The sequence below is a fragment of the Methylomonas sp. Uni0011 genome (assembly GCF_056850255.1).
Genome location: NZ_JBVVNO010000008.1, coordinates 55,735 through 77,252, shown reverse-complemented (window position 1 = coordinate 77,252; position 21,518 = coordinate 55,735). Strand labels below are relative to the sequence as shown.

The following is a 21,518-nucleotide window of genomic DNA, read 5'->3' as shown; positions in this document are numbered from 1 at the left end:
TTGCCTGTTAATTGAATCGAAGTTTTTCCTGCAGACTCAGCAAACCTTTGTGTCCCGGATTGACTTCCAAACCTTCCTGAACTTTCTTCAGGGCTTCGGAACGGTCGCTTTTCTCGTAAAACTCCCAGGCCTGTTGCTCCAGCGTATCGGCGATCTTGTTCAAGCCGGCGATCGCGGCCTTATTGTACGGATCGATCTTCAACACTTCCTGATAGGCCCAGAAGGCGTTACTGCCGGTCGGAGCGGTCAAGTAGCCGACGTCGAAATGAATCTCGGCCAGCTCCAATAAATCCTTGATCTTTTGCAGTTGCTCCGCAGTCAGACTCGGCACTACTTTCGGCGGCTCGGCCACTGGCGTCTTCTCGGTCAAAGTCCAATAGACGTTGACGCCGATCGAACACACGATAATCAAGGCGCTGGCCCACAGGCCGTAGTAAACCGAGGAACGCGGGCCGATAGAGGAAATGAACTCGTCGATGCTGGCGCTACGGTTTTCCTGCTTGAACGCCAGACCTTTTTGTAAGGCTTTCCACTGCCGCCGCGACAACTGCGGAATCGGCTTGGGCTGTAAATTCAGTTCCCTGGCCTTTTCGGCGGACAAGCGGCCGAACGGGTGTTTGCCCGCCAACAGCTCGTAAGTAATGCAGGCCAATGCATAGATATCGTCGCGCGGATCCGGCGCGCTATGCTGCAATTGCTCCAGACTGGCATAAGCCGGCGTCATCGCACCCAAATCGCGAGCGTTGAACACGGTCGCGTCGTGGCCGTCTTTCTCGCTACGACCGATGGCGCAGGCGATACCGAAATCCAACACCCGGATCTCGCCTTCGTCGCTGACGAAGACGTTGCCGGGTTTGAAATCGGAATGGACGATGTTTTTTTTGTGCGCATGGCCCAAGGCTTCGGCCATGGCGCTGATAATAGGCCAGGCTTTTTTGAACGGCAGGCCGGTTTCGACGTGGTCGCGGATCAAATGGCTCAAAGGCCGACCTTGCAGATACTCCATCGACATGAAGACGTAAGCGCCGTCCCGGTCGAAGTCGTACACTTTAATGATGTTGGGATGGGAAAGGGTTTGCGCCCGCTTGGTTTCGCGCTGCAGCCCGACCAAAGCCATCGGATTGAATTGAAAATCCTGGTTCAACACTTTCAACGCCACGAACGGGTCTTTGTCCGCCGCCTCGACTTTACGCAAGTCGGTAGCTTTAAACACCATACCCATGCCACCGACGCCGAGCAACTCTTCCAGTACGAAGCGGTTTTTCAGGGTGCAGCCCACCGTCAACTCCGCTTGCGGTTGGTTCGGGTCCAAGCCTTGTAACAGGGATTCGGTGGTCAAGGTCGGCGCCTGAGTTTGCACCAGGGTCGGCTCGGCAGCAATCGGCGCCGCCAACGGCGCGGACTCGACCGATGTTGCATCGTCGGCCGGCGCGGGCCGCGGCGCCAGTAAGGTTTCGTCGTCGCCGGCGACTGGCGGCGGCGCAACCGGCGCAACCGCCAAACGGGTCTCGTCCTGCAAAGCCGACTGCAACGCGAAATAACGCTCGGCCGCCAGGCCGCCACCACGGTATGCCGCTTCCACATGTTGCAACGCGGCCGCCACTTCCGCGGCCGATTGTCCTGCCGCAACGCGGGCCGCCGCCAATAACTCGTCGAATGAAATTTGCGATTGCCGGAACGCGTTTAATGCGCTATCAAATGCTGCCATGACCAACCCAAAACCAAATTGTCCAAGGATTTTAGCCGAAGACCTCGTTTTGTGTCGCTGCCGCTATCGGCAACCGCCCGATTCCGCCACAGCTACGGCTGAAATATGCTGAAACTACGCGCCGGACATTATCTGTTGGCGGCAAGCCTTACGCTGGCGATATCGCTGGCGGGCTGCGTCTCGCCGGTCGCCAAACTGCATCAACAAGCACGCGACCTGGATCTGGTCGCGTTGGATCTCGACGGCGGCAAATTTACGCTGCGCGGATTCCGGAATCGGCCGGCACAGGCCACAGAACGTTTACACGTTTACCTGGAAGGCGACGGCCGGCCGTGGGAGCGCGGCCTGATTCCGGCCGCCGAACCGACCACGCGCGATTCGGTAGTCCTGCCGCTGATGGCCGGCGACCCGGCGCCCAGCCTGTATCTGGGCCGGCCTTGCTATAACGGCCACACCGAAGACCCCGGCTGCGGTTCGGAGTTGTGGACCGGCGGCCGTTACGGCGAATCCGTCGTTGCCAGCATGGCGCAGGCCTTGCTGCACTTCGCCGAGCAAAACGGATACCGCGAACTGGTATTGATCGGCCACAGCGGCGGCGGCACGCTGGCGTTGCTACTGGCGGAACGTTTGCCGCAAACCTTGGCCGTCATCACTTTGGCCGGCAATTACGACATCGACCGCTGGACCGATTACCACGGCTACCAGCGCTTACAAAACTCGCTGAATCCGGCCACACGGCCGGCGGGCCGCGTTCGCGAGTGGCACCTGCTCGGCGAGCGCGATACGACCATCCCGCCGGCACTATTCGAATCGGACCTGCTTGCCCGCCCGCATGCCCATGTAATCCGGGTCGATGCCGACCATAGCCGCGGCTGGCAAGCGATCTGGCCGGAAATGTTGCGACGCTTGCCCAGCGCGAGATAAGCGCTATTGCGGCCCGGCGGTTTTCTGCTATCGTTGCCGGCCTAACCCTTCACAGCAAAAGGCGGCTCGTTATGGCTCAGAAGATGTATCAAAATCGTACGCTCGCGTTGGCGATCGGCAGCATACTCATGGCGGCTTGCGCCCGCGACGTCAGCCAGGAAGAAATGGCCAGGGCCACCGAAGGCTACATCGTGGCCGATACCAATAAACTGTTTGTGGTGGATTGCCTGCTGCCCGGCCAAGTCCGCAAACTCGGTTCGCAAATGACCTACCTCAGCGCGCGCCGGCCGATTCGCACCACCGCGGCGGATTGCGAAGTCCGCGGCGGCGAATACGTGGCCTACGACCGCGCCAATTACGCCAGCGCATTGAACATCTGGCTGCCGAAAGCCCAGGAAGGCGACGCCGCCGCGCAATTGGCGGTCGGCGAAATTTTCGAAAAGGGCTTGGGCAGCCAAGCCGACTATAAAGCGGCCGCGCAGTGGTACGAAAAAGCCGCCCAGCAAGGCAACTCGCAAGCGCAATTGAACCTGGGCCATCTCTACGAAAAAGGCCTCGGCGTCGCGCCGGACAAGGAGGCGGCGTTACGCTGGTATCGCAAATCGGCCGGCCTGGAAGATGCCGGCATCCAATTCGCCCCGGCGGTAAACTCTCAGGAGCTGGAGACGCTGCGCAGCGAAGTCGCCGAGTCGCGCCGCGAAGCCGAGCAACTGCGCGAGCAATTGCAAGACACCCGCCAGCAAACCCTGGACCAGCAGGAAAGTTTGCGTAAGGCGCAAAGCGAGCTGGAAACGCTACGCAACAAACTGCAACAACAAAAATCGACTGCGCCGGGCAATTCCAGCGACATCGAACTGCTGGAAAAACAACTGCGCGAGAAAGAGTCGCAACTCAAAGACCAACAGGCCAAACTCGGTTCGTTGACCCAAACCCTAAGCCAGGAACGGCAACGCATGAAGCGCGAACTGGACGCGGCCCGGCAGGAAAATCCCGCGGCCAAAGCCGCTGACAGCAAGGCCAACGAATTGGAAAACCGGCTGAACGAGAAGATCGAAACTTTCCAGAAACAATCGGCCGAACTGACCGGCTGGCTGACATCGCCGGACAAGCTCGACCGCAACCAGATCGACAGCCGCAAACTGGCGCTGCAACAGCAAGCCAAGGAAATCGCCGCGCTGAAAGAAAAACTGGAACAATCGCGCAGTACCTTGTTGGCATCCGGCTCCGGCCCGAATATCGAGCTGATCGAACCGGCCGTGACCGTGACCCGCGGTATTCCCAGCATCCAATTCGCCGTCGGCGAAAGCAGCAAACGCATTATCGGCAAAATCGACGCCAGTACCGGCCTCAACCGCTTATTACTGAACGACAAACCGGTCAAGGTCGACGCTAACGGCCGCTTCGAAACCGACGTCAGTCTACAAGGTGACGAAACCGTGGTGCGGATCAGCGCGACCGACAAACGCAACCAACGCAGCGACTTGAGCTTGCGCCTGCTGGCCGCCAGCAGCGGGATTAGCGCCGAACCGTTTCCGAGCAGCAACGGCAGCGGCAACGACTTGAAACGCAGCGGCGACATCCAGTTCGGCAAGTTTTACGCCATCATCATCGGCAACAACGACTACGGCGCCTATCCGTCTTTGAAGACGCCAATGGCCGACGCCAAAAGTCTGGAACTGCTGCTGCGCGAGCGCTACGGCTTTAAAACCAAACTGCTGCTGAACGCCAACCGCCACGCGATCATGTCGGCGCTGAACGAGTTGAACCAAAAACTGACCGAACAGGACAATCTGCTGATTTATTACGCGGGCCACGGCGAAATCGACAAGCGCAGCCAGACCGCCTACTGGCTGCCGGTCGATTCCGAGACCGGCAACAGCGCCAACTGGATCTCCAGCCAAAGCATCACCGAATTCCTGAGCATCATGCCGGCCAAACACATCATGGTAGTGGCCGACTCCTGTTATTCCGGCGCCTTGACCGGTTCCGCCGTGGCCAAACTGCCGGAGGGTATGGACGATGCCAAGCGCGAGCGCTGGTTGAAGGCGATGAACAGCCGCAAAGCTCGTACCGTGCTGACATCCGGTGGCGTCAAGCCGGTTATGGACCAGGGTGGTGGCGAGCACTCGGTGTTTGCCAATGCATTTTTGAAGGTGTTGCGCGGCAACAAACGGATTATCGAGGACTACGATATTTTCCGGGATGTGGCGAATCAGGTACAGGCGTCGGCGGCGCGCGGCGGCTTCGAACAAAAACCGCAATATGCGCCGTTGCAACATGCCGGGCATGAAGGCAGCCCGTTCTTTTTCGTACCGGAGGTCTGATCCTACCGGAGCGGGCCGGGCCGTAACGACCCGGCGGGAAGGAATGGCTTAAACGCTTATTTCCATTTCGAAAACAAATCTTTCAGCTTGTCTTGCTTGGCTGCGGCCGGGATTGGCGCAGGCGCAGGTGCCGGAGGCGGCTCCGGAGCGGCTACTGGCGCCGGTTGCGGTTCTTCGGCAGGTTTGCTTTTACCGAACAGACTTTTCAATTTGCTGGCTTTGGCCGGTGCCGGCGCAGCCGCCTCGACTACCGGCTCGGCAACGACAACCGGCTGCTCCGACACAGGCTCGGCGACCGGCTCTGCAGCTTGAGCGGCGGCTTCCTCGACGGGTTCGACCACTTCCACCGTGGTTTGAGTACCCAGCTTCTGATCCAGCTTGGCCATTTGCTGCATGGTGTTGTTCAATAATTGCTTGAATTTACCGAAGCCGCCGCTTTTCTCGACCGCCTTATCGACCGACGCTTGTTTGCTCGGGGCGACGGTTGCGGCAGTTTCAGCCGGGTTTACCGGTGCCGGCGCAGCCGTAACCACCGGAGCCGAAGTTGGCTCTGGCATAGGCATCGGTTCGACCGGGGCGGCCACTTCAGGCGCCGAAACGGCAGCAATCGGCGGCTGGATAACAGCGGGGGTCGATTCCGGAATCGGGGCGACAATCGGCTGCGGCGCAACCGCGGCAGGCGCAGACTGATTCACCGGATTATCCCGTTGGCCCACCTCGGTTTGATAGCGGCTGACGGTTTCGGCCAGGGCTTTTTCGGCGTTGGCCTGTTGGCGTTCGAACCGAATTTTCTGTTCTTCCAACGCCAACTCCAATTTGGCGACCTGCGCGGTTTGCTCTTCCACCTTACGCTGCAACGGCTCCAGCAATGCGTCTTTCTCCGCCAACTTCGCAGTTTCGGCCCACAACGACAATTGCAGATCGGTCTTGCCTTTTTGCTCGGTTTGGAAACGTTCGACCGCCTGCTCGCTGATCGCCGCGTATCGGCTCCACAGATCGCCGCTGTCGGCGTTGTTCGCCGCGGGCAAACTCGGCTCGGTCAATTCGAATTTGTTGGCCAAAGCCTTGATGCTGTCGATCAATTGCCGGTTACCGGCGACCACTTTCTCCTCCAAGCCGGCAGCGCGTTGGGCAGATTCTTCGGCGGCGGTTTGTACCTCGGCCAATTGCTGAACGCTGGCGGCCAATTCGGCCTGGCTGCTTTGCAATTGCTGTTGCGCCGTTTCCAGATCGGACTGTAAGCCGAGACGCAGTTTGACCAGGGTGGCGTTGGCTTTTTTCAGAAAGTAAATGCGGATACTGTAAAAAATCGAAGTCAGCAACCAAACCGCAACGGCCACGGCTCCGGCATATTCTGGGTTGGCAAGGGTTAATTGGTACCAATCCAACAATATGCTTTGAATCATCGGTAAATATGCGTCCATAGAAAATCCCGGCTAAATATAATTTTTATAATGAAGACCCGGGGCCCCACCCAAGGAACCCGGCACCTGCTCTTGAACCTAACGGTTCAGTATACCAGCTTGATTGCACGACGGAATTATCCGCCACCGCCACCCAATTCGGCGGCCGTCCGTGCGACAAATCATAAGCCGGACGCTGCGGCCAGCGTTCCGGCAAACTCCCGCGCCGCTAACCGCGGATTAAGTCGGCCTTAAGCGGCCGCTTGCCAGACTAGTGGCCGAATCATCCAGGAGCCGATATGAAAGACTCGCAGAAAGGAATTACCCGCATCCGCACCGCGCCGTATCTGACCACCGACGGCAGTTTGCGCTTCTGCGTCAGCGCCCCGTTGCTCGAGCCGCCGGTGGATTTCAAGGAATGGTACCGCCCGCGGCAGCGTCGGGCTCAGTCTAGCCGCCAAAGCGCCGCCTGATCTAGCCGCGCAGGCAGCCGACGCTAGACGGGTACCCGCCGTTTGAGAAGACTGCGGGCCTGAAACCCGGTAGAGAGTGCGGTTCCGACCAGAATCACCGCCATACCGAGGATATGCCGCGGCGTGACCGTTTCGGCCAAGTACAGCGCGCCCCACAGGGTCGCGAACATCGGATTCAGAAAGGTGACGGTCAACGCGGACGAAGCACCGATATCCCGAATCAACCGGTAATAGAGCGGAAAGGCGACGCCGGTGCAGACAATGCCCAAACCGGCGACAGCCGTGATGGATTCCACGGTCGGCAGTTGCTTTAACGGCCACAGAAACACCATCGGCAGCAGCAGCAACGCCGCCGCCCACAGGCTGCCATGAGCAGTGTCGAACGGCGCCAGCCTGGCTCTGGCCTTGGCGTAATTGGTGGCAATCCCGTACGAGAATGCGGCGGCCAGCGAACTGATGACCGGCAGCAAAAATTGGCCGGGGCTGACAGCCAGCAAGCCCCAGAACAACAAAGCCACCCCGGAAAGCGCCATGAACATGCCGCAAATCCGTTTCCACGCCAGTTTCTCGATACCCAGCGTCAATCCGATCGCATAAGCCCAAATCGGCGCCGTTGCGTTCAACACCGACAATTGCGAGGTCGACAATGTCGCCGCCGCATAGGCGAACAAACTAAACGGCAGCGCGACATTGAAAAAACCCATCACCAGTAAATAGCGCCAGTTCCGCCACAGGCCGCCCAGCCGTTTGCCAAACACGGCCAGTACCCATAAAAACAACGCTGCCGAGAACACCCGGCCTTCCGCGACATAGGCCAGCCCCAAAATCGGCGCGGATATCCGCATCAACAGAAAAGATCCGCCCCAAATCGCAGCCAGGAGCAGTAAACGTAACGCATCGGCAAGAGTCATAATCCAGATTGTTAGCGGTTGGAAACCGGTTTATTGTCCCGCACAAGCGGCCTAACCGACGCGTCCGCCGTGCGATAAAATCCGCGCCGGCTGGCAAGACAAACACCCCGGCAATACGCTAACCTTTACGCATCAGTCGTCAGTTACTGGAGCACACCTTATGCGAAACGGAACCATCCCTGCCCTGACTCTGTTGCTAAGCGCGGCAACCACGCTGTCCGGTTGCGCCAGCGTTCCGGCTTCCGATCCGCGCGATCCTTGGGAAAGCTGGAACCGGCCGATGCAAACCTTCAACGACCGGGTCGACGATTACCTGATGAAACCGGTGGCCCGCGGCTACCGCTGGATTACGCCGGATTTCGTCGATGCCGGCATCAGCAATTTTTTCAGTAATATCGCCGACATCCGGGTCTCGATCAACGATGTTCTGCAAGGAAAATTTCGGCAAGCCGGCATGGATACGGCGCGTTTCCTGGTCAATACCACGGTCGGCATCGCCGGCTGGTTCGATCCGGCCAGCGCCATCGACTTGCCCAAACACCATGAAGATTTCGACCAGACCCTGGGCTATTGGGGCATACCGACCGGCCCTTATATCGTGCTGCCGCTATTGGGGTCGAGTTCACCGCGCGGCGTGATTGGCTTGATCGGCGACACCGCCGCCAACCCGATCAGCTACACTGGCCTGTTCACCCAGTCGTCGGCATTGTCGACGGCGATATCCGGCGGCTTGGGCGGCGTCAATGCTGCCGATTTGCGTGCCGACAACCTCGAAACCGAAAAAATCGCCAGCGAAGCGGCGGTGGACCGCTACGGATTTTTTCGCGGCGCCTATTTTTCGCAGCGCGATTACCTGGTCAACGACGGCAACGTCACTGACAGCGACATTTTAGATCTCGACGAAACCGAGGAGAAACTGTCGCCCGTCAATCCCTACTGATCCGCCGCGCCCGAATCCGCTCCGACAGGCATCTTGGCGGGTCGGTCAACAATCTATCGATGAGGCCCGAGCCATGAGAAAACTGATATTTACCGCCGTTCTGGCCGCTACTGGCACCAATGCCAACGCCATCCCGCCGGCCAACCGTTCGCTACCGCTGGATCGAATCAGCATCGAACGCATCGACCTCCAAGGCCAGATCAAGACTTGGAACCTAAACAAGGTCTGCATCGACGGCCAAGCCTATCTACTGTTGATGAAAAGTTTGACCGACCCGGTCAGTATTTCGCCGGCATTTGCCGACGGCAAACCGGAGCAATGCCGAATCGCAGCGGACGAAACTTTACCCCGCAAATAGCAGTCTGGGTTTGGCAGCAATCGATACCGTACCGATCCGCTCTCAAACAGTGCGGAGCGCGTAGACCAAAACGACAGATTGTCAATCCGCTTTACAAAGTTCGCCGCCGACCAACATCGCTCAGTGCCAAGATTTTGAGCTTAGGGCATTATTCAAGACTGGCCCGATTTTTGTTTGTTATTTTTCATACTCTCGACTACCGAATTCACCGAGCCATGTACCTGAAAAAGCGCTCCGAAACCTATTTCGACCCTTACTGGCGCACCCGCGCCCAGAAAATCATCCCCGGCGAATACTGCCTCGCCACGGCCGGTTCGGTGATCGTCACCGTGCTGGGCTCTTGCGTCACGGCCTGTATCCGCGACCGCAACAAAGGCATAGGCGGCATGAACCACATCATGGTGGCCAACACCAACGAAGGCCAACCGCTGAATGCGCGCCTGGAACACCAGGCGGTCGCGGCAATGGATAAGTTCATCGACCATCTGCTCGACATCGGTGCGGAGGCGCACCAGCTGGAAGCTAAAGTCTTCGGCGGCGGCAATATTCTGAACGGCCTGCACCGCGACAACGTCGGTGCCCGTAGTGCGCAATTCTTGCGTAATTACCTGGCCGAACGCGACATCCCGATCGTTGCCGCCGACACGCTGGATATCTATCCGCGCAAGATCTATTTCTTTCCGGAATCCGGCAAAGTTCTGGTAAAAAAACTCAAAGACGTCAAAAACGAGACCATCCTGCTCCGCGAACAGGAATATTCGACGCGAATATTCGCCGGCAGCCTGGCTTGATGCCTCGACGCGGGGCGGCCGGATACGAACAGAGTTGATCCGGCCGCTTCGCTCGACAACTAGCCAGTCGACTCCCTCCTCACCGCCCGGGTTAAAAAGCACCTTCGGAAGCGGCACCGGCGCAAAACACCGACAGTCTCGGCCAGTAAACTTCATCTGCTACCGACGGCGACAACAGATGCAGCAAAAACCCTGGTATTCGTACGTGATACAATCCGCACCTTATCCACATCAACTCACAGGAATTCTATGCCCTCCATCAAACTCATCGGCTTGCTGTTGTTCTCCGCCTCTTTCGCCGCCGGCGCCGCGGAAATTCCGCTGACCCAAGCCGACCTGCTGGGCACCTGGCAAATCGAAAAAGAATCGGTCAACGCCGACGGTAGCGGCGCCCGCGGCCTGAACACGACATGGACCTTCAGAAACGACGGCACCATGGAAGGCATTTCCCAAGAAAACGACTCCCACGCCCGCATTGAGCAACTCAAAGCGGTATTGAACTACAGCGTCGAAGACGGCAAATTGAAAAAACAGGCTGCTCCAGGCCGCTCGAAAATGGAAACCTGCGCCGCCACCACAAAAGACGGCAGTAAAATGGTCTTGAAATGCCAGTCGATCTATTTTTTCATGACCAAAAAATAAGCACCGAGAGCTGATGCTTCGTGGGCCGGTCTGACTTGCGATTATTCGACCGCAAAGACTTCATGAACGCCCCCGGCCGTCTCCTCTCGCAACAGCCGCCCAAGCCGATCGTTGCGATTGTTACGGTTGCCACGCTGCTTTGCCCGACGGCTAAAGTTTGGGCCGAAGCCAGCTCGCTGGACGAAGCGCAGTTCGCGTTGCTACGCAACGATTGCGAGCGACTGGCGGGCGACCGGGTGGAGTTCCTGGAAAAGGCCGGTCCGAATCTTTACAGACTCTGCCTCCCGACACCCGGCGGCCCGCCGGGCGGCGGCGCAGGCGGTGCCGGCAGCGTTGGCGGCGGAGCCGGCTCGGTTCAGAGCCAATTCGTCGCCGCCGGCAAGCGCTTGGCAAAACTCCGCCGGCAACAAAGCAAGGACGGCGGCGGCGCTGGCGACGAAGCCGAGCTTGCTTTGACTGACGGTTTGCACCTGTTCTTCTCCGGCCAATTCGAAGCCATCGACCGGCGCAGCACCCGCTTCGAAACCGGCTACAACGGTAATGTCCAGGGCGGCGCAATCGGCGCCGATTGGCGCGCCAACGACTGGCTGCTGGCCGGCGCGGCGCTGAATTACAGCAACACCGACAGCCGGTTCGCCAATCTTGGCGGATTTCGGGTCGACGCGTTCGGCCCGGCGCTTTACGCCACGCTGACACCAAACGATAACGTCTTTGTCGATATCGTGGTCGAATATGCTCGTCAATGGCGCGAACGCGATCGCTTGACCAGTTTTCCGTCGCTCGGCGCCAATAAGCGGCCGGTGTCCGGCGTGGTGTCGTCCGATTTCGGCGCGGACCATTACGCCGCCAATGCGCTGGCGGGTTACGATTTTTGGTTCGGAGGCATTGTCATCGGCCCGCGCCTGGGTTTCCGTTACAGCGAAATGAGCCTCGACGCCTACCGCGAGACCGGAACGACCGGTTTGGAATTGAATTTCCTGCGCGACCGGATTCGCTCGCTGCAAAGCTCGGTGGGCCTGATGCTATCGACGGCGCTGAGCACTCCAGTGGGCGTGGTCGCTCCGCAAATCAGTTTCGATTGGACCCACGAGTTTCAAAACAAACAGCGCGATCTCCGCGCCAGCTTCGTCCAAGACGGCCGCGCCAACCCGACGGTTTTTACCTTCAACAACGACCGGCCCGACCGCGACTTCTACCATCTGGGCGCAGGAATCGGCCTTACCTTGCCCAACGGCATCCAACCCTTCGTCAATTTCGACACCTTACTGGGAAATCGCTTTTTCGATCATTTGGTCGGTACTGTCGGCGTCAGGCTGGAACTGTAAGCTGAAGCCGGAAACGCATACGCTTATTCCGGCCTACCGCAAAATCGAGGGCTTTCCTCCCCGCAAACCGACACTATAACCAAGTCTCGCGTCAGCAACACAAGACACGAAACCCGATTTCCCGCGTGGGCACAAAAAGCCGTGCCCACCCTACGAAACCGGGATGGTTTTCCTCCCCTTATGCCGCGCCGAGCACCGGAGGGCTTGGGCGGATTTGCCCGACAGGGGCGCGGCAGGAATGCCGCGCGTTTTTGGAGGGCTATGGATAGCCCTTCCAAAAACCCCGCTCAAACCCGCAGACGCGCAGGGTTAAAGCGGCATGGGGTGTCGTTTCTTTTGAATGCTTTTCTTTGGACAAGCAAAGAAAAGTATTTCGGCCGTCGGGCCGAGACCCGACATTAAAACAAGTCGTGGCAAATTCACACCATGCGTACGATTACGCTACCGCTAATCGTACCTACGCGGGCTGTCGGCGTCAGGCTGGAACTGTAAGCCGAAGCCGGAAACGCATACGCTTATTCCGGCCTACCGCAAAATCGAGGGCTTTCTTCCCCGCAAACCGACACTATAACCAAGTCTCGCGTCAGCAACACAAGACACGAAACCCGATTTCCCGCGTGGGCACAAAAAGCCGCGCCCACCCTAAAAAACCGGGATGGTTTTCCTCCCCTTATGCCGCGCCGAGCACCGGAGGGTTTGAGAGGAACAGCCCGAAGGGGCGCGGCAGGGATGCCGCGCGTTTTTCGCAGGGGCTGGGATGCCCCTTCGAAAAACCCCGCTCAAACCCGAGGAGCGCAGGAAACAAGCGGCATGGGGTGTCGTTTCTTTTGGATACTTTTCTTTGGACAAGCAAAGAAAAGTATCTCGGCTGTCGGGCCGAGACCCGACATAAAAACAGGTCGTGGCAAATTCACATCATGCGTACGATTACGCTACCGCTAATCGTACCTACGCGGGCTACTTATGCCGAGTCCGGCGTCCGGTTGATAAAAGTGTTAAACCAGGCTTGCACATTTACGACACCATCATCCCGAACGCTTTGACTAGCAGAGTTCCTATACCCTTTGAGGCAGCGCTTTCACTTCCCTTTGCAAGTATGCGACGTACTTTTACAATAAGGGGTTCTTTTTTGTCGGTAAGGCTTAACGACGTCGGCAAGTAACCCAGTACGGTTAACCCCCTAAGGGTCAAAATTACTTCCCGAAAATCTCCAGAGTCATCTGACTCATAGCGGAGAAACCCCTCTTCTTTCAACCAGCGCATTGTTGCAGAGAAATAACTTAAATATTCCGCCTCTTTGGCTTTGACTCCAATATCAACCAATGTTTCGACTACGAAATGCAAGCTTTCGATATTCTTTGGCTCGGGAAAACTTCCGTAAAGATCAGAGAGTATCGTTAACGTGAGCCAGTTAAAGGCTCGGATGTTGAGCGGTTCTGCATCAGATGAACTCATGAGTTCTAACAAAGAATTAAAAAAGTTTCGGTATATCATCCCAACAATTCCCTAAACCACCAACTTCGGCACCGCCCCCAACAACTTTTGAGTATACGGATGCTCCGGCGCCCCGCAAACCTTCGCCGTCGCCCCCTGCTCCACCACCTTCCCCCGATACATCACCACCGTCCTGTCGCTCAAATACTCGACCACGCCAATGTTATGGGTGATAAACAGCAAAGTCAGATTGCGCCGGCGGCGGATGTCCAGCAACAATTGCAGGATTTCCGCCTGCACCGACACGTCCAGCGCGCTGGTGATTTCGTCGCAGACGATGAATTCCGGATTCAGCGCCAAGGCGCGGGCCAGGCCGATACGTTGGCGCTGGCCGCCGGAGAATTCGTGCGGATAGCGCCAAAGCGCCTCGCGACCGAGTTGCATATCGTCCAGCAGTTGTTCGGCCAAGGCGATGCGCTCGTCGCGGCTGGCGCCAATGCCGTGCACCTGCATCGGTTCGGTCAAGGTGGTTTCGATCAATAATCGCGGATTCAACGACGATTGCGGGTCTTGGAAGGCGATCTGCATCTGCCGACGCAACGGCCGCAGTTCTTTGGCGGACAAGCCGACCAGCTCCCGGCCGGCTATCTTGATGCTGCCCTCGGTCGGCGGCTCCAGTTGCAGCACGGCACGGCCCAACGTGGTTTTGCCGCAACCGGATTCGCCGACCAGGGCGACGATTTCGCCGCGCGGAATGTCCAGCGACACGTCATCGACGGCTTTGATGTGATCGACCACGCGGCGCAACAAGCCTTTGCGCACCGGGAACCAGACTTTCAGGTTGCGGATCTGGATTAGCGCGTCGCTTTCGGTAGCGGCTTGCGGTTTTGTTCCAATTGCAGGCTCGGCTGGTTGCAGATTCGCAGTGGGTTCAACGCGCGTAGCGGCTGCCTGTGCCTCGACCGGAATAACATCAACTCCGGTAGCCGATGCCGCTTGCAGCTTCAGACCGGCCCGTTCCAGAACGGAAAGCGATTTTCGATCTTTCTCAGCGAGAGCGGAGAGAGGTGGTTGTGTTTCTTCTGCGAGCTGCGGTGGCGCTTCGACGGGCTCAGCGCGAACGGTTTTTGGGGATGCGGAGACATCGGGCTTGACCAGATTCTCCGGCACCGAAGCCAACAGTTTTTGCGTGTAGGGATGCTGCGGATTCCCGAGCACGTCGCGGCAGCGGCCGGCTTCGACCAAGCGGCCGTATTGCATCACGCCGACCCAGTGCGCCATTTGCGCGACCACGCCGAAGTCGTGAGTGATGAACAGCATGCTCATGCCGGTGTCGTCTTGCAGCTGCCGCATCAGCCTTAGAATCTCGGCCTGCACGGTGACGTCCAGCGCGGTGGTGGGTTCGTCGGCGATCAGTAGCTTGGGTTGGCAAGCCAAGGCCATCGCGATCATCACTCGCTGGCGCTGGCCGCCGGACAGTTGGTGCGGGTAATCGCGAAAGCGCGAGCCGGGATTGGGTATCTGTACCTGAGTCAGGGCTGCGACCGCGCGTTGCTCGGCCTCGTCCGGATTCATGTCCGGGTAATGCAGTTGCAGCGCTTCGATGATTTGCTCGCCGACTGTCAACACCGGGTTCAGTGAAGTCATCGGTTCCTGGAAGATCATCGCGATCTGCGCGCCGCGCACTTGGCGGACATCGGCATCGGGCAAGGTCAGCAGGTCGCGGCCCTCGAACAGAATCTGGCCGCTGGGATGATTGGCGATACCGTCCGGCAACAAGCGGATCACCGACAAGGCGCTGATCGACTTGCCACTGCCGGATTCGCCGACCAGACAAAAGGTTTCGCCTTGCGGGATTTCAAAACTGACGTCCTCGACCGCTTTGACCGGCTCGGCGCCGGTGTGCAGATAAGTGCGCAGGTTTTTGACTTGCAATAACGGCGCGCTCACGACTCGCCTCCGTTGCGGCGCGACAATTTCGGATCGATCGCGTCCCTGAACGCCTCACCGATCAGGTTGTAGGCGAACACCGTCATGAAAATCGCCCCGCCCGGAAACACCGCCATCCACCAGTTGAAGGTCGAGGACTTGACCGCCTGGTCCAACATCGCTCCCCACGACGGCGCATCGACCACGCCGAGACCGAGAAAACTCAAGGTGGCTTCCGACAAAATCGCCCCGGCGACGCCGAAGCTGACCGCGACCAGCAGTGGCGCGACACCGTTGGGTAACATGTGGCGGAACAGGATCGACGGCAGCGGCAGGCCGCTGGCGATGGCCGCCTGCACGTAGTCCTGCTTGCGCAGTTTCAGAAATTCGGTACGCACGTAACGGGCGTAGCCAGACCAGCCGGTGACGCCGATGATCACCATCATCATGTACAGGCTGCGGCCGAAGAAGGCGACGAAGGTCAGCAGTAGAAATAGCGTGGGGATATCCTCGAAGATTTCCACCAGGCGCATGCCGAGCATATCGACCACACCGGAAAAATAGCCCATCAACCCGCCGACGACGATGCCGATCGCCAAGGCGATGCCGGTGGCGATGAAACCGATGCTGAGAGCGATGCGGCTGGCGTGGATCATCCGGCTCAACACGTCGGCGCCGTTTTCTTCGGTGCCCAGCCAATGGACGTGGCCCGCGCTGGCGAACGGCGCTTCCAGACCCTTGCTACCGAGGTCGCGCAGGTAATCGCCGGGTGCATAGGGAATCGGCGGCATGATTTTCCAATCGACCTGGCTGTATTCCGGGCCGCGAAAATCGTCGTAAATCACCAAGGCTGGCGGTTGCACGGTCAGGTTGGCAATCAAGGCAGCCAGCCCGGTGCCGGCCAGAAACAGGAAAAACTTGGTGCCGCCTGCCAACGGCAACCGCGACACCGCCAACGCGATGAAAAACCCCGCCAGAATCCAGGCGTCCTCGATCGATAGATAGCGCAACACCGGCGCCGAAATCTCGCCGTTTTTGCTCATCAATAACGGCATCGAGTTGGCCAAAAATGGCGCGAACACCGCAAAGAACACCAACACGCCAACCCAGGCCAAGCCGAATTTGACGCCGACGCCGTCCAGCGTGCGCCGCCAGATGCGGGCGGCGAAGGATTGCCGGCTGATAATGGGCTTAGTCATAACTCACCCGCGGGTCGGCCAGCGTGTAGCAGAAGTCGGCGATCAGATAGCCGATCAGGGTCAAAAAGCCGCTGATCCAGGTGATCGACAACACCAGCTCGCGGTCTCTGCCCTTCACCGCTTCGACCGCCAGTTGGCCCATGCCGTTGATGCTGAAAATATTCTCGACGATCAACGAGCCGGCCAGCAAACTCGGCAGCAAGCCGGCCGAGACGGTAATCAACGGCAGCAAGCTGTTGCGGAACACGTGCTTCCACAGCACGTCGTTTTCGGCCAGGCCCTTGGCGCGGGCGGTGCGGGCGTAGTCGGCGTGCAGGTTTTCCAGGATCGAGGTGCGGGTCAGCTTGGCCAGCGCGGCAAAGCCGCCGTAGGACAGACAAATCACCGGCAATATCAGATGCCAGATGCGGTCCAGCAAAAAGCCGCGCACGAAGCCGCTGTCGTCCCAATGCGGCAGAAACGGCATATCCAAGGCTTCACGGTCGCTAAGACCGGCGGTGGGAAACCATTGAAAATATTGGACGTTGGCAAAGAAACCCAGCAGCAGGACGCCGGCCAGCATGGTCGGGATCGACCACAAACCCAGCATCGCCAAGCTGGAACCGACATCGAAGGCGCCGCCGCGTTCGGTCGCCGATTTCATGCCGATCCAGATCGCCAGCGCGTAGGTGAACGGTATCGTCACCAGATTGAGCAGCAAGGTAATCGGGATGCGCTCGGCGAGAATGTCGGCGACCGGCCGGCCGTATTGAAAGCTGGTGCCAAGATCCATGCCTTTGCTCAGCGAGAACGACTGGTGGCCTTGTTCGTCGCTGACGAAACCGATCGGCGAAACATTGTTCAGCCAGCGCAGGTATTGCAGCGGCGCCGGCTGGTCCAGGCCGTAGCGCTTGTTGTAATAGTCCAGCAGGGCCTGCTTTTCCTGCGGTTTCATGTCCATGCCGCCGACCAGGGTCTGGGCGCTGATGCCGCCCGGCGACGCGGCCATCACGGTGAACACGACGACGGTGATGCCGAGTAAGGTCGGCACCATCAGCAACAGGCGCCGTATAAGATAAGTCAGCATCCGGCGTCCTCCGGCTTATTGGGTGTATTTTTGCTGGGCCAGCGGCACGTAGTTTTCCAGCGGCAGCGAACCCAGGTTCAAGCCCAGTTTGGTCATTTGTAGATTGTGAATACGCTTGTCGACGAACAACAGACTTTTGCGGCGCATCAGGAAGGTATAGGGCTGGTCTTCGTAGAGGATGCGTTCGGCCTGCTGCCACAGCGGCATGCGTTTGCCTTCGTCGACGGTACGGCGGGCGGCGTCGATCAATTTGTCCAGTTCCGGATTTTGGTAGCCGATGAAATTGTCGCCCTTGCTGATCGCCTGGGAGCTATGGAAGGCTTGGTACAGATCGGTTTCGATGCTGCTGGTCCAGCCCAGGGTGATGGCGTCGAAGTCTTTTTTATCCAGGTTCTCCAGCATCACCGGCCATTCCTGCGGGAACGGCACCAGTTTGACGCCGGCTTTGGCATACAGATCTTTCAATAGCAACACCATGCGGCTGGTGTCTTCGTTGGCCTGAAAGTAAGTCAGTTTGAACTCGAAGGGCTGACCTGTTTTGTCTTCCAACACGCCGTCCTGGTTGCGGTCCTCGTAGCCGGCTTCTTTCAGCAAGGCCTTGGCTTTATCGAGATTGGCTTGATACGGCTGCAAGGCGCTGTCGTGCTGCTTGCTGGCGTTGCCGAACGGGCTGACCGCCGGCTCGGCATAGCCCAGAAACACATCCTTGATGATGCGGCCGGTGTCGGTCAGATAGCTCATGGCCTGGCGCACGCGCTTGTCGGCAAAGCGGGTCGGTTTGCCGCCGCGCATCTGGTTCCAGCCGATGTAGCTATATCCGACTACCGGCGGCATGTATTCGAAGCTTTGGCTCTTGGCTTGAATCTGGGAGTCGTTTTGCAGTTGCTTGTACTCCGAGGCTCGCGCCGAGTAGGAGTCGATATCGCCGTTGCGGTAGGTGGTCAGGCGGGCGCTGTCGTTTTGGATGATTTTCCACAAGATGCGGTTGTAGGCCGGCTGCACGTCACCCCAGTAGCGCTCGTTACGGACCAGCTCGACATTGCCTTGGTCCGGGGTCCAGCTTTTCGGATCGGCCAGTTTATAGGGGCCGCTACCGAGCAGCAGGCCTTTGGACTCGTTGAATTTTTGCGGCTCTTTCAGGTAGGGTTCGTAAAAATGCTTGGGCAGAATATTCATGCCGCCGGCCAGGGACAGGGCTTCGAAATACGGTTCCTTATAGGTGAACACCACCCGGTATTTGCCTTCGGCCTTGACCGACTGAATCTTCTGCAAATAGGCACGCTCGCGCGGCGCCTGGATCGCCTCGGTCATGATGAAATTGAAGCTGAATACCACATCGTCGGCTGTCAGCGGCTGGCCGTCGGAGAAAGTGACGTCGTCGCGCAACTCGAAAGCGATGGTCAGACCATCTTCGCTGACCGTCCAGCTTTTGGCGATCAAACCTTCCCAGGCCAGCGTATCCGGGTTGCGGGTAATCAGGCTTTCCTGGACGTAGCTTTGTACATTCGAGGCGTAGGCATCGGTCGATACCAGCGGCGTAATGGTTTTCAGGTTAGTGCCGAAGGCTTCGACGCTCCAGTCGCCTGCGGCATAATCGGGCAGTTTGGTTGCGGCATACGCTCGTTGAAAGGCCGGGGCAATGCCGCCGGATTGTGCGGTTTGCGTCTGCCCTGTCAAGGTACCGCTAGCTGCTAGAGTGCGCAACTCGCGCATGGCCTGGGCTTGTTCGGCCAATGCGGCCTGCATTTCGCTAAGCTTCAGCCATTGCCGGTCTATCTGGTACATCGTCAATACGATCAAAACGAGCGCCAAGCAAACCAAGCCGTTAAGCGTCCAATCCCGAGAAGCGAATGGTTTTTCCATGGTAAATCTGTCCGAAAGTTTCGAGGCGAAGGAAGCGGAGTTTATATTGACGCTGACCACAACGGCAACCGGTATCAATTTCCAGAAACTGCCGCAAAAGCTGCTGTACTTTACCTTCAGGCCGGCGATTTGCAAAATCGCTCGTGCTTCCAAGCCTCCGTTTTACCGATTGCGCAGGAATCGGGGCCGCTAGTCAGGCGTGCGTCAAATCGCGGTTACAAAAAAGGGAGCTTTACGCTCCCTTTTCAAGTCTCGACTGCAAAAAATTATTGTTTTTCCGGCCGAACCACAATTTCGGCTTTAGCTTGCAACGCGTTCAACACTGCTTCGAGTTGCGCCTTACCGAAAGCCGCGGCGATGTTTTTCGAGATCGCAGCTTGCTTGTTTTTGTCGGCCTCGGACATTACGCCTTCGTTGACTTTGTGAATGACCAGCACCAATTTTCCGCCGTCGGCATTATCCAGCACGGCAATACTCGGTTGACCGGCATGCGGCTTGGCGGCTTTGAATATTTCCTGGACGACCGGCGCAGGTAACTGAGTGGCGTTACGCGCCAAACCGTCCAGTTTTTTCGAAACCAATTTTCTGGCTTCGGCCGCCTGGGCCAGCGTTTTTCCCGACGCCAGATCCTGTTTGACCTGATCCGCCACCGCAACGGCTTGCTGACTGGCCTTGTCGCGTTGAATAGCGGCAATCAGCTCTTTTTTGACATCTTTCAATTCCTTAACTGCTGCCGGCTGGTGCGAGGCTACGCGCAATACCACCAGCTTATCGCCACCGACTTCGATCGGCTCGCTGTTGCCGCCCTTCAACACATCTTCAGAGAATGCGGCGGCACGAACCTTTTCTTCGGCGGCGATGCCTTCGCCGTTTGCCCGGGTAAACTCAGCCGTTTTTTGTACCGAGCCGCCCAATAAATCGGCTGCAGCCGCCAGACTGTCCGGATTCTCGTAGCTGACTTCGGCCAACTTCTCTGCCAAGGTATTGAATTTGGTTTCGGCTTGGCTCTTTTGATAGGCCTTGGCGACTTCGGCTTTGACCGCTTCGTAGGGCTTGGTTTCGCCCGGAGCCAGTTCGGTCACTTTGATCAGGTGGTAACCGAAAGCGGAACGCACCGGCTCGGATATTTCGCCCAGCTTCAGCTTGCTGGCCGCGTCCTCGAAGGCCTTTTCCATTACGCCGACGTTGAACAGACCCAAATCGCCGCCGTTTTTCGCCGTCAATTTGTCGTCCGACACTTCGGCCGCCAATCCGGCAAAATCCTTGGTTTGCAAATCCTGCTTGGCTTTTACGGCTCTTTGCAGCGCTTGAGCGTCCGCATCTTTGTCTTTACCGAAAGCAAACAGGATATGGCTGATTTTGCGACGCTCCTGGGTCGTGAATTGCGCTTTTTGGTCTTCGTAATAGGCCTTCAGCTGTTCGTCGTCGGCCGCAATACCGGATGCCAGTTTATCCACCGAGAGTTCGACATACTCGACCGAAACCTGTTCGTCGGTACGGTAATCGTCCTGATGCTGCTGGTAATAAGCGGTAAGTTCGTCGTCGCCAGGCTGTTGCGTGACCTGAACCAACGGGACCGTCACATATTCAATATCGCGGGTTTGGTTTTGGATTTTGAAGAAACCGGCGATTTCGGCAGGTGTCGCGAAACTGCTATCGATGATGGCGCGCTGGAACTGTTCCATAACCAAGGCTTTCTTGATGCGATTGACGAACTCAGCGGATGACATCCCCTGCGAGCCCAACAGCGTTTGGTATTGGGTTTTGTCGAACTTGCCGTCTTTTTGGAAATACTCCAGCGATTGAATGAAATCCCTGGCAGTGTCGTCGCTGACGATCAGGTTTTCATTCTGCACGTACTGCAGCAATACTTCGTCGCGCACCAGCTTTTCCAGAGCTTGCTTTTTCAGCGTTTCTTCATCGAATTTCATGCCCGCCAAGTTTTGGGCATATTGCTGGTAGGCCTGATTGACGTCGCGCTGGAAAAACTCCTTGCCTTCCACCGTCACTACCGGCGCTTCTTTGCCGCCGCCGAGATAATTTTGAATGCCCCACAAACCGAACAGCACGCAAATAAATATCAATATGATCGATGCAAAAACTCCATGCACCTTTTCTCTTATTTCTAAAAGCATAAACGCTTTCCTTAAACAGAATTAAACCCGATCGCTAAAGGCGATAAAATTACACGCAAAAAAAAACCTCGGACCGTACGGCCCGAGGTTTCT

General features: G+C 57.8%; 17 protein-coding genes. 8 read left to right on the top strand and 9 right to left on the bottom strand.

What is annotated here, in order from left to right; translation table 11 throughout:
• Nucleotides 1-7: 7 nt before the first annotated feature.
• Nucleotides 8-1,708 (bottom strand): serine/threonine-protein kinase, encoded by a 1,701-nt coding sequence (locus AC0IM9_RS11725; protein ID WP_482804109.1) that lies wholly within the window; start codon nucleotides 1,706-1,708, stop codon nucleotides 8-10.
• 105 nt (nucleotides 1,709-1,813) lie between these two features.
• On the opposite strand from AC0IM9_RS11725, the gene AC0IM9_RS11720 reads away from it, so the two are divergent.
• Together AC0IM9_RS11720 and AC0IM9_RS11715 are read left to right on the top strand one after the other, a co-directional pair.
• Nucleotides 1,814-2,632: an alpha/beta fold hydrolase gene (locus AC0IM9_RS11720; protein ID WP_482804108.1), complete on the top strand. Its 819-nt coding sequence runs from the start codon at nucleotides 1,814-1,816 to the stop codon at nucleotides 2,630-2,632.
• Nucleotides 2,633-2,703: 71 nt separating this feature from the next.
• Nucleotides 2,704-4,956, top strand: coding sequence for a caspase family protein (locus AC0IM9_RS11715; protein ID WP_482804107.1), 2,253 nt, complete (start codon nucleotides 2,704-2,706; stop codon nucleotides 4,954-4,956).
• A gap of 56 nt (nucleotides 4,957-5,012) precedes the next feature.
• Here AC0IM9_RS11715 and AC0IM9_RS11710 read toward each other — a convergent pair whose 3' ends face one another.
• Entirely contained in the window at nucleotides 5,013-6,380 is a 1,368-nt protein-coding gene (locus AC0IM9_RS11710; protein WP_482804106.1) for a hypothetical protein, read from the bottom strand.
• A gap of 278 nt (nucleotides 6,381-6,658) precedes the next feature.
• On the opposite strand from AC0IM9_RS11710, the gene AC0IM9_RS11705 reads away from it, so the two are divergent.
• A complete protein-coding gene (locus AC0IM9_RS11705) occupies nucleotides 6,659-6,832 on the top strand; it encodes a hypothetical protein (RefSeq protein WP_186289599.1) in 174 nt (57 codons plus the stop codon).
• 23 nt (nucleotides 6,833-6,855) lie between these two features.
• On the opposite strand, the gene AC0IM9_RS11700 is transcribed toward AC0IM9_RS11705, so the two are convergent.
• Nucleotides 6,856-7,743 (bottom strand): DMT family transporter, encoded by an 888-nt coding sequence (locus AC0IM9_RS11700; RefSeq protein ID WP_482804105.1) that lies wholly within the window; start codon nucleotides 7,741-7,743, stop codon nucleotides 6,856-6,858.
• Nucleotides 7,744-7,903: 160 nt separating this feature from the next.
• Between AC0IM9_RS11700 and AC0IM9_RS11695 the strand changes: the two genes are divergently transcribed.
• From AC0IM9_RS11695 to AC0IM9_RS11675, 5 genes are all read left to right on the top strand, one after another.
• The gene (locus AC0IM9_RS11695) at nucleotides 7,904-8,683 is read left to right on the top strand and encodes an MlaA family lipoprotein (RefSeq protein ID WP_482804104.1); all 780 of its coding nucleotides are present in this window, start codon (nucleotides 7,904-7,906) and stop codon (nucleotides 8,681-8,683) included.
• A gap of 73 nt (nucleotides 8,684-8,756) precedes the next feature.
• Nucleotides 8,757-9,041, top strand: coding sequence for a hypothetical protein (locus AC0IM9_RS11690; RefSeq protein WP_482804103.1), 285 nt, complete (start codon nucleotides 8,757-8,759; stop codon nucleotides 9,039-9,041).
• Between the two features lie 215 nt (nucleotides 9,042-9,256).
• A complete protein-coding gene (locus AC0IM9_RS11685) occupies nucleotides 9,257-9,832 on the top strand; it encodes a chemoreceptor glutamine deamidase CheD (protein WP_140912821.1) in 576 nt (191 codons plus the stop codon).
• Between the two features lie 249 nt (nucleotides 9,833-10,081).
• Nucleotides 10,082-10,474, top strand: coding sequence for a lipocalin-like domain-containing protein (locus AC0IM9_RS11680; RefSeq protein WP_140912822.1), 393 nt, complete (start codon nucleotides 10,082-10,084; stop codon nucleotides 10,472-10,474).
• 62 nt (nucleotides 10,475-10,536) lie between these two features.
• Nucleotides 10,537-11,799 (top strand): autotransporter outer membrane beta-barrel domain-containing protein, encoded by a 1,263-nt coding sequence (locus AC0IM9_RS11675; protein ID WP_482804102.1) that lies wholly within the window; start codon nucleotides 10,537-10,539, stop codon nucleotides 11,797-11,799.
• A gap of 1,014 nt (nucleotides 11,800-12,813) precedes the next feature.
• On the opposite strand, the gene AC0IM9_RS11670 is transcribed toward AC0IM9_RS11675, so the two are convergent.
• The 6 genes from AC0IM9_RS11670 to AC0IM9_RS11645 all read right to left on the bottom strand — a co-directional run bounded on the left by AC0IM9_RS11670 (nucleotide 12,814) and on the right by AC0IM9_RS11645 (nucleotide 21,425).
• On the bottom strand, nucleotides 12,814-13,254 hold the full coding sequence (locus tag AC0IM9_RS11670) for a hypothetical protein (protein ID WP_482804101.1): 441 nt from the start codon (nucleotides 13,252-13,254) through the stop codon (nucleotides 12,814-12,816).
• 51 nt (nucleotides 13,255-13,305) lie between these two features.
• A complete protein-coding gene (locus tag AC0IM9_RS11665) occupies nucleotides 13,306-15,183 on the bottom strand; it encodes an ABC transporter ATP-binding protein (protein ID WP_482804100.1) in 1,878 nt (625 codons plus the stop codon).
• Nucleotides 15,180-16,361 (bottom strand): ABC transporter permease, encoded by a 1,182-nt coding sequence (locus AC0IM9_RS11660; RefSeq protein ID WP_482804099.1) that lies wholly within the window; start codon nucleotides 16,359-16,361, stop codon nucleotides 15,180-15,182. Before AC0IM9_RS11660 ends, AC0IM9_RS11665 begins: the two co-directional genes overlap by 4 nt.
• Nucleotides 16,354-17,427 carry an ABC transporter permease gene (locus AC0IM9_RS11655; protein ID WP_482804098.1) on the bottom strand — a complete coding sequence of 358 codons (1,074 nt, stop codon included), beginning with the start codon at nucleotides 17,425-17,427 and terminating at the stop codon, nucleotides 16,354-16,356. The genes AC0IM9_RS11660 and AC0IM9_RS11655 overlap by 8 nt, the downstream gene beginning before the upstream one ends.
• A gap of 15 nt (nucleotides 17,428-17,442) precedes the next feature.
• A complete protein-coding gene (locus AC0IM9_RS11650; RefSeq protein ID WP_482804097.1) occupies nucleotides 17,443-19,290 on the bottom strand; it encodes a peptide-binding protein in 1,848 nt (615 codons plus the stop codon).
• A 266-nt stretch (nucleotides 19,291-19,556) separates the two neighbouring features.
• Complete coding sequence (locus AC0IM9_RS11645; protein ID WP_482804096.1) at nucleotides 19,557-21,425, bottom strand: SurA N-terminal domain-containing protein; 1,869 nt, start codon at nucleotides 21,423-21,425, stop codon at nucleotides 19,557-19,559.
• Nucleotides 21,426-21,518: the final 93 nt, after the last annotated feature.

Coding starts and splice junctions, on each gene's coding strand:
- AC0IM9_RS11725 (WP_482804109.1), bottom strand. CDS start 1,708: ATGGCAGCATTTGATAGCGCATTAAACGCGTTCCGGCAATCGCAAATT.
- AC0IM9_RS11720 (WP_482804108.1), top strand. CDS start 1,814: ATGCTGAAACTACGCGCCGGACATTATCTGTTGGCGGCAAGCCTTACG.
- AC0IM9_RS11715 (WP_482804107.1), top strand. CDS start 2,704: ATGGCTCAGAAGATGTATCAAAATCGTACGCTCGCGTTGGCGATCGGC.
- AC0IM9_RS11710 (WP_482804106.1), bottom strand. CDS start 6,380: ATGGACGCATATTTACCGATGATTCAAAGCATATTGTTGGATTGGTAC.
- AC0IM9_RS11705 (WP_186289599.1), top strand. CDS start 6,659: ATGAAAGACTCGCAGAAAGGAATTACCCGCATCCGCACCGCGCCGTAT.
- AC0IM9_RS11700 (WP_482804105.1), bottom strand. CDS start 7,743: ATGACTCTTGCCGATGCGTTACGTTTACTGCTCCTGGCTGCGATTTGG.
- AC0IM9_RS11695 (WP_482804104.1), top strand. CDS start 7,904: ATGCGAAACGGAACCATCCCTGCCCTGACTCTGTTGCTAAGCGCGGCA.
- AC0IM9_RS11690 (WP_482804103.1), top strand. CDS start 8,757: ATGAGAAAACTGATATTTACCGCCGTTCTGGCCGCTACTGGCACCAAT.
- AC0IM9_RS11685 (WP_140912821.1), top strand. CDS start 9,257: ATGTACCTGAAAAAGCGCTCCGAAACCTATTTCGACCCTTACTGGCGC.
- AC0IM9_RS11680 (WP_140912822.1), top strand. CDS start 10,082: ATGCCCTCCATCAAACTCATCGGCTTGCTGTTGTTCTCCGCCTCTTTC.
- AC0IM9_RS11675 (WP_482804102.1), top strand. CDS start 10,537: ATGAACGCCCCCGGCCGTCTCCTCTCGCAACAGCCGCCCAAGCCGATC.
- AC0IM9_RS11670 (WP_482804101.1), bottom strand. CDS start 13,254: ATGAGTTCATCTGATGCAGAACCGCTCAACATCCGAGCCTTTAACTGG.
- AC0IM9_RS11660 (WP_482804099.1), bottom strand. CDS start 16,361: ATGACTAAGCCCATTATCAGCCGGCAATCCTTCGCCGCCCGCATCTGG.
- AC0IM9_RS11655 (WP_482804098.1), bottom strand. CDS start 17,427: ATGCTGACTTATCTTATACGGCGCCTGTTGCTGATGGTGCCGACCTTA.
- AC0IM9_RS11650 (WP_482804097.1), bottom strand. CDS start 19,290: ATGGAAAAACCATTCGCTTCTCGGGATTGGACGCTTAACGGCTTGGTT.
- AC0IM9_RS11645 (WP_482804096.1), bottom strand. CDS start 21,425: ATGCTTTTAGAAATAAGAGAAAAGGTGCATGGAGTTTTTGCATCGATC.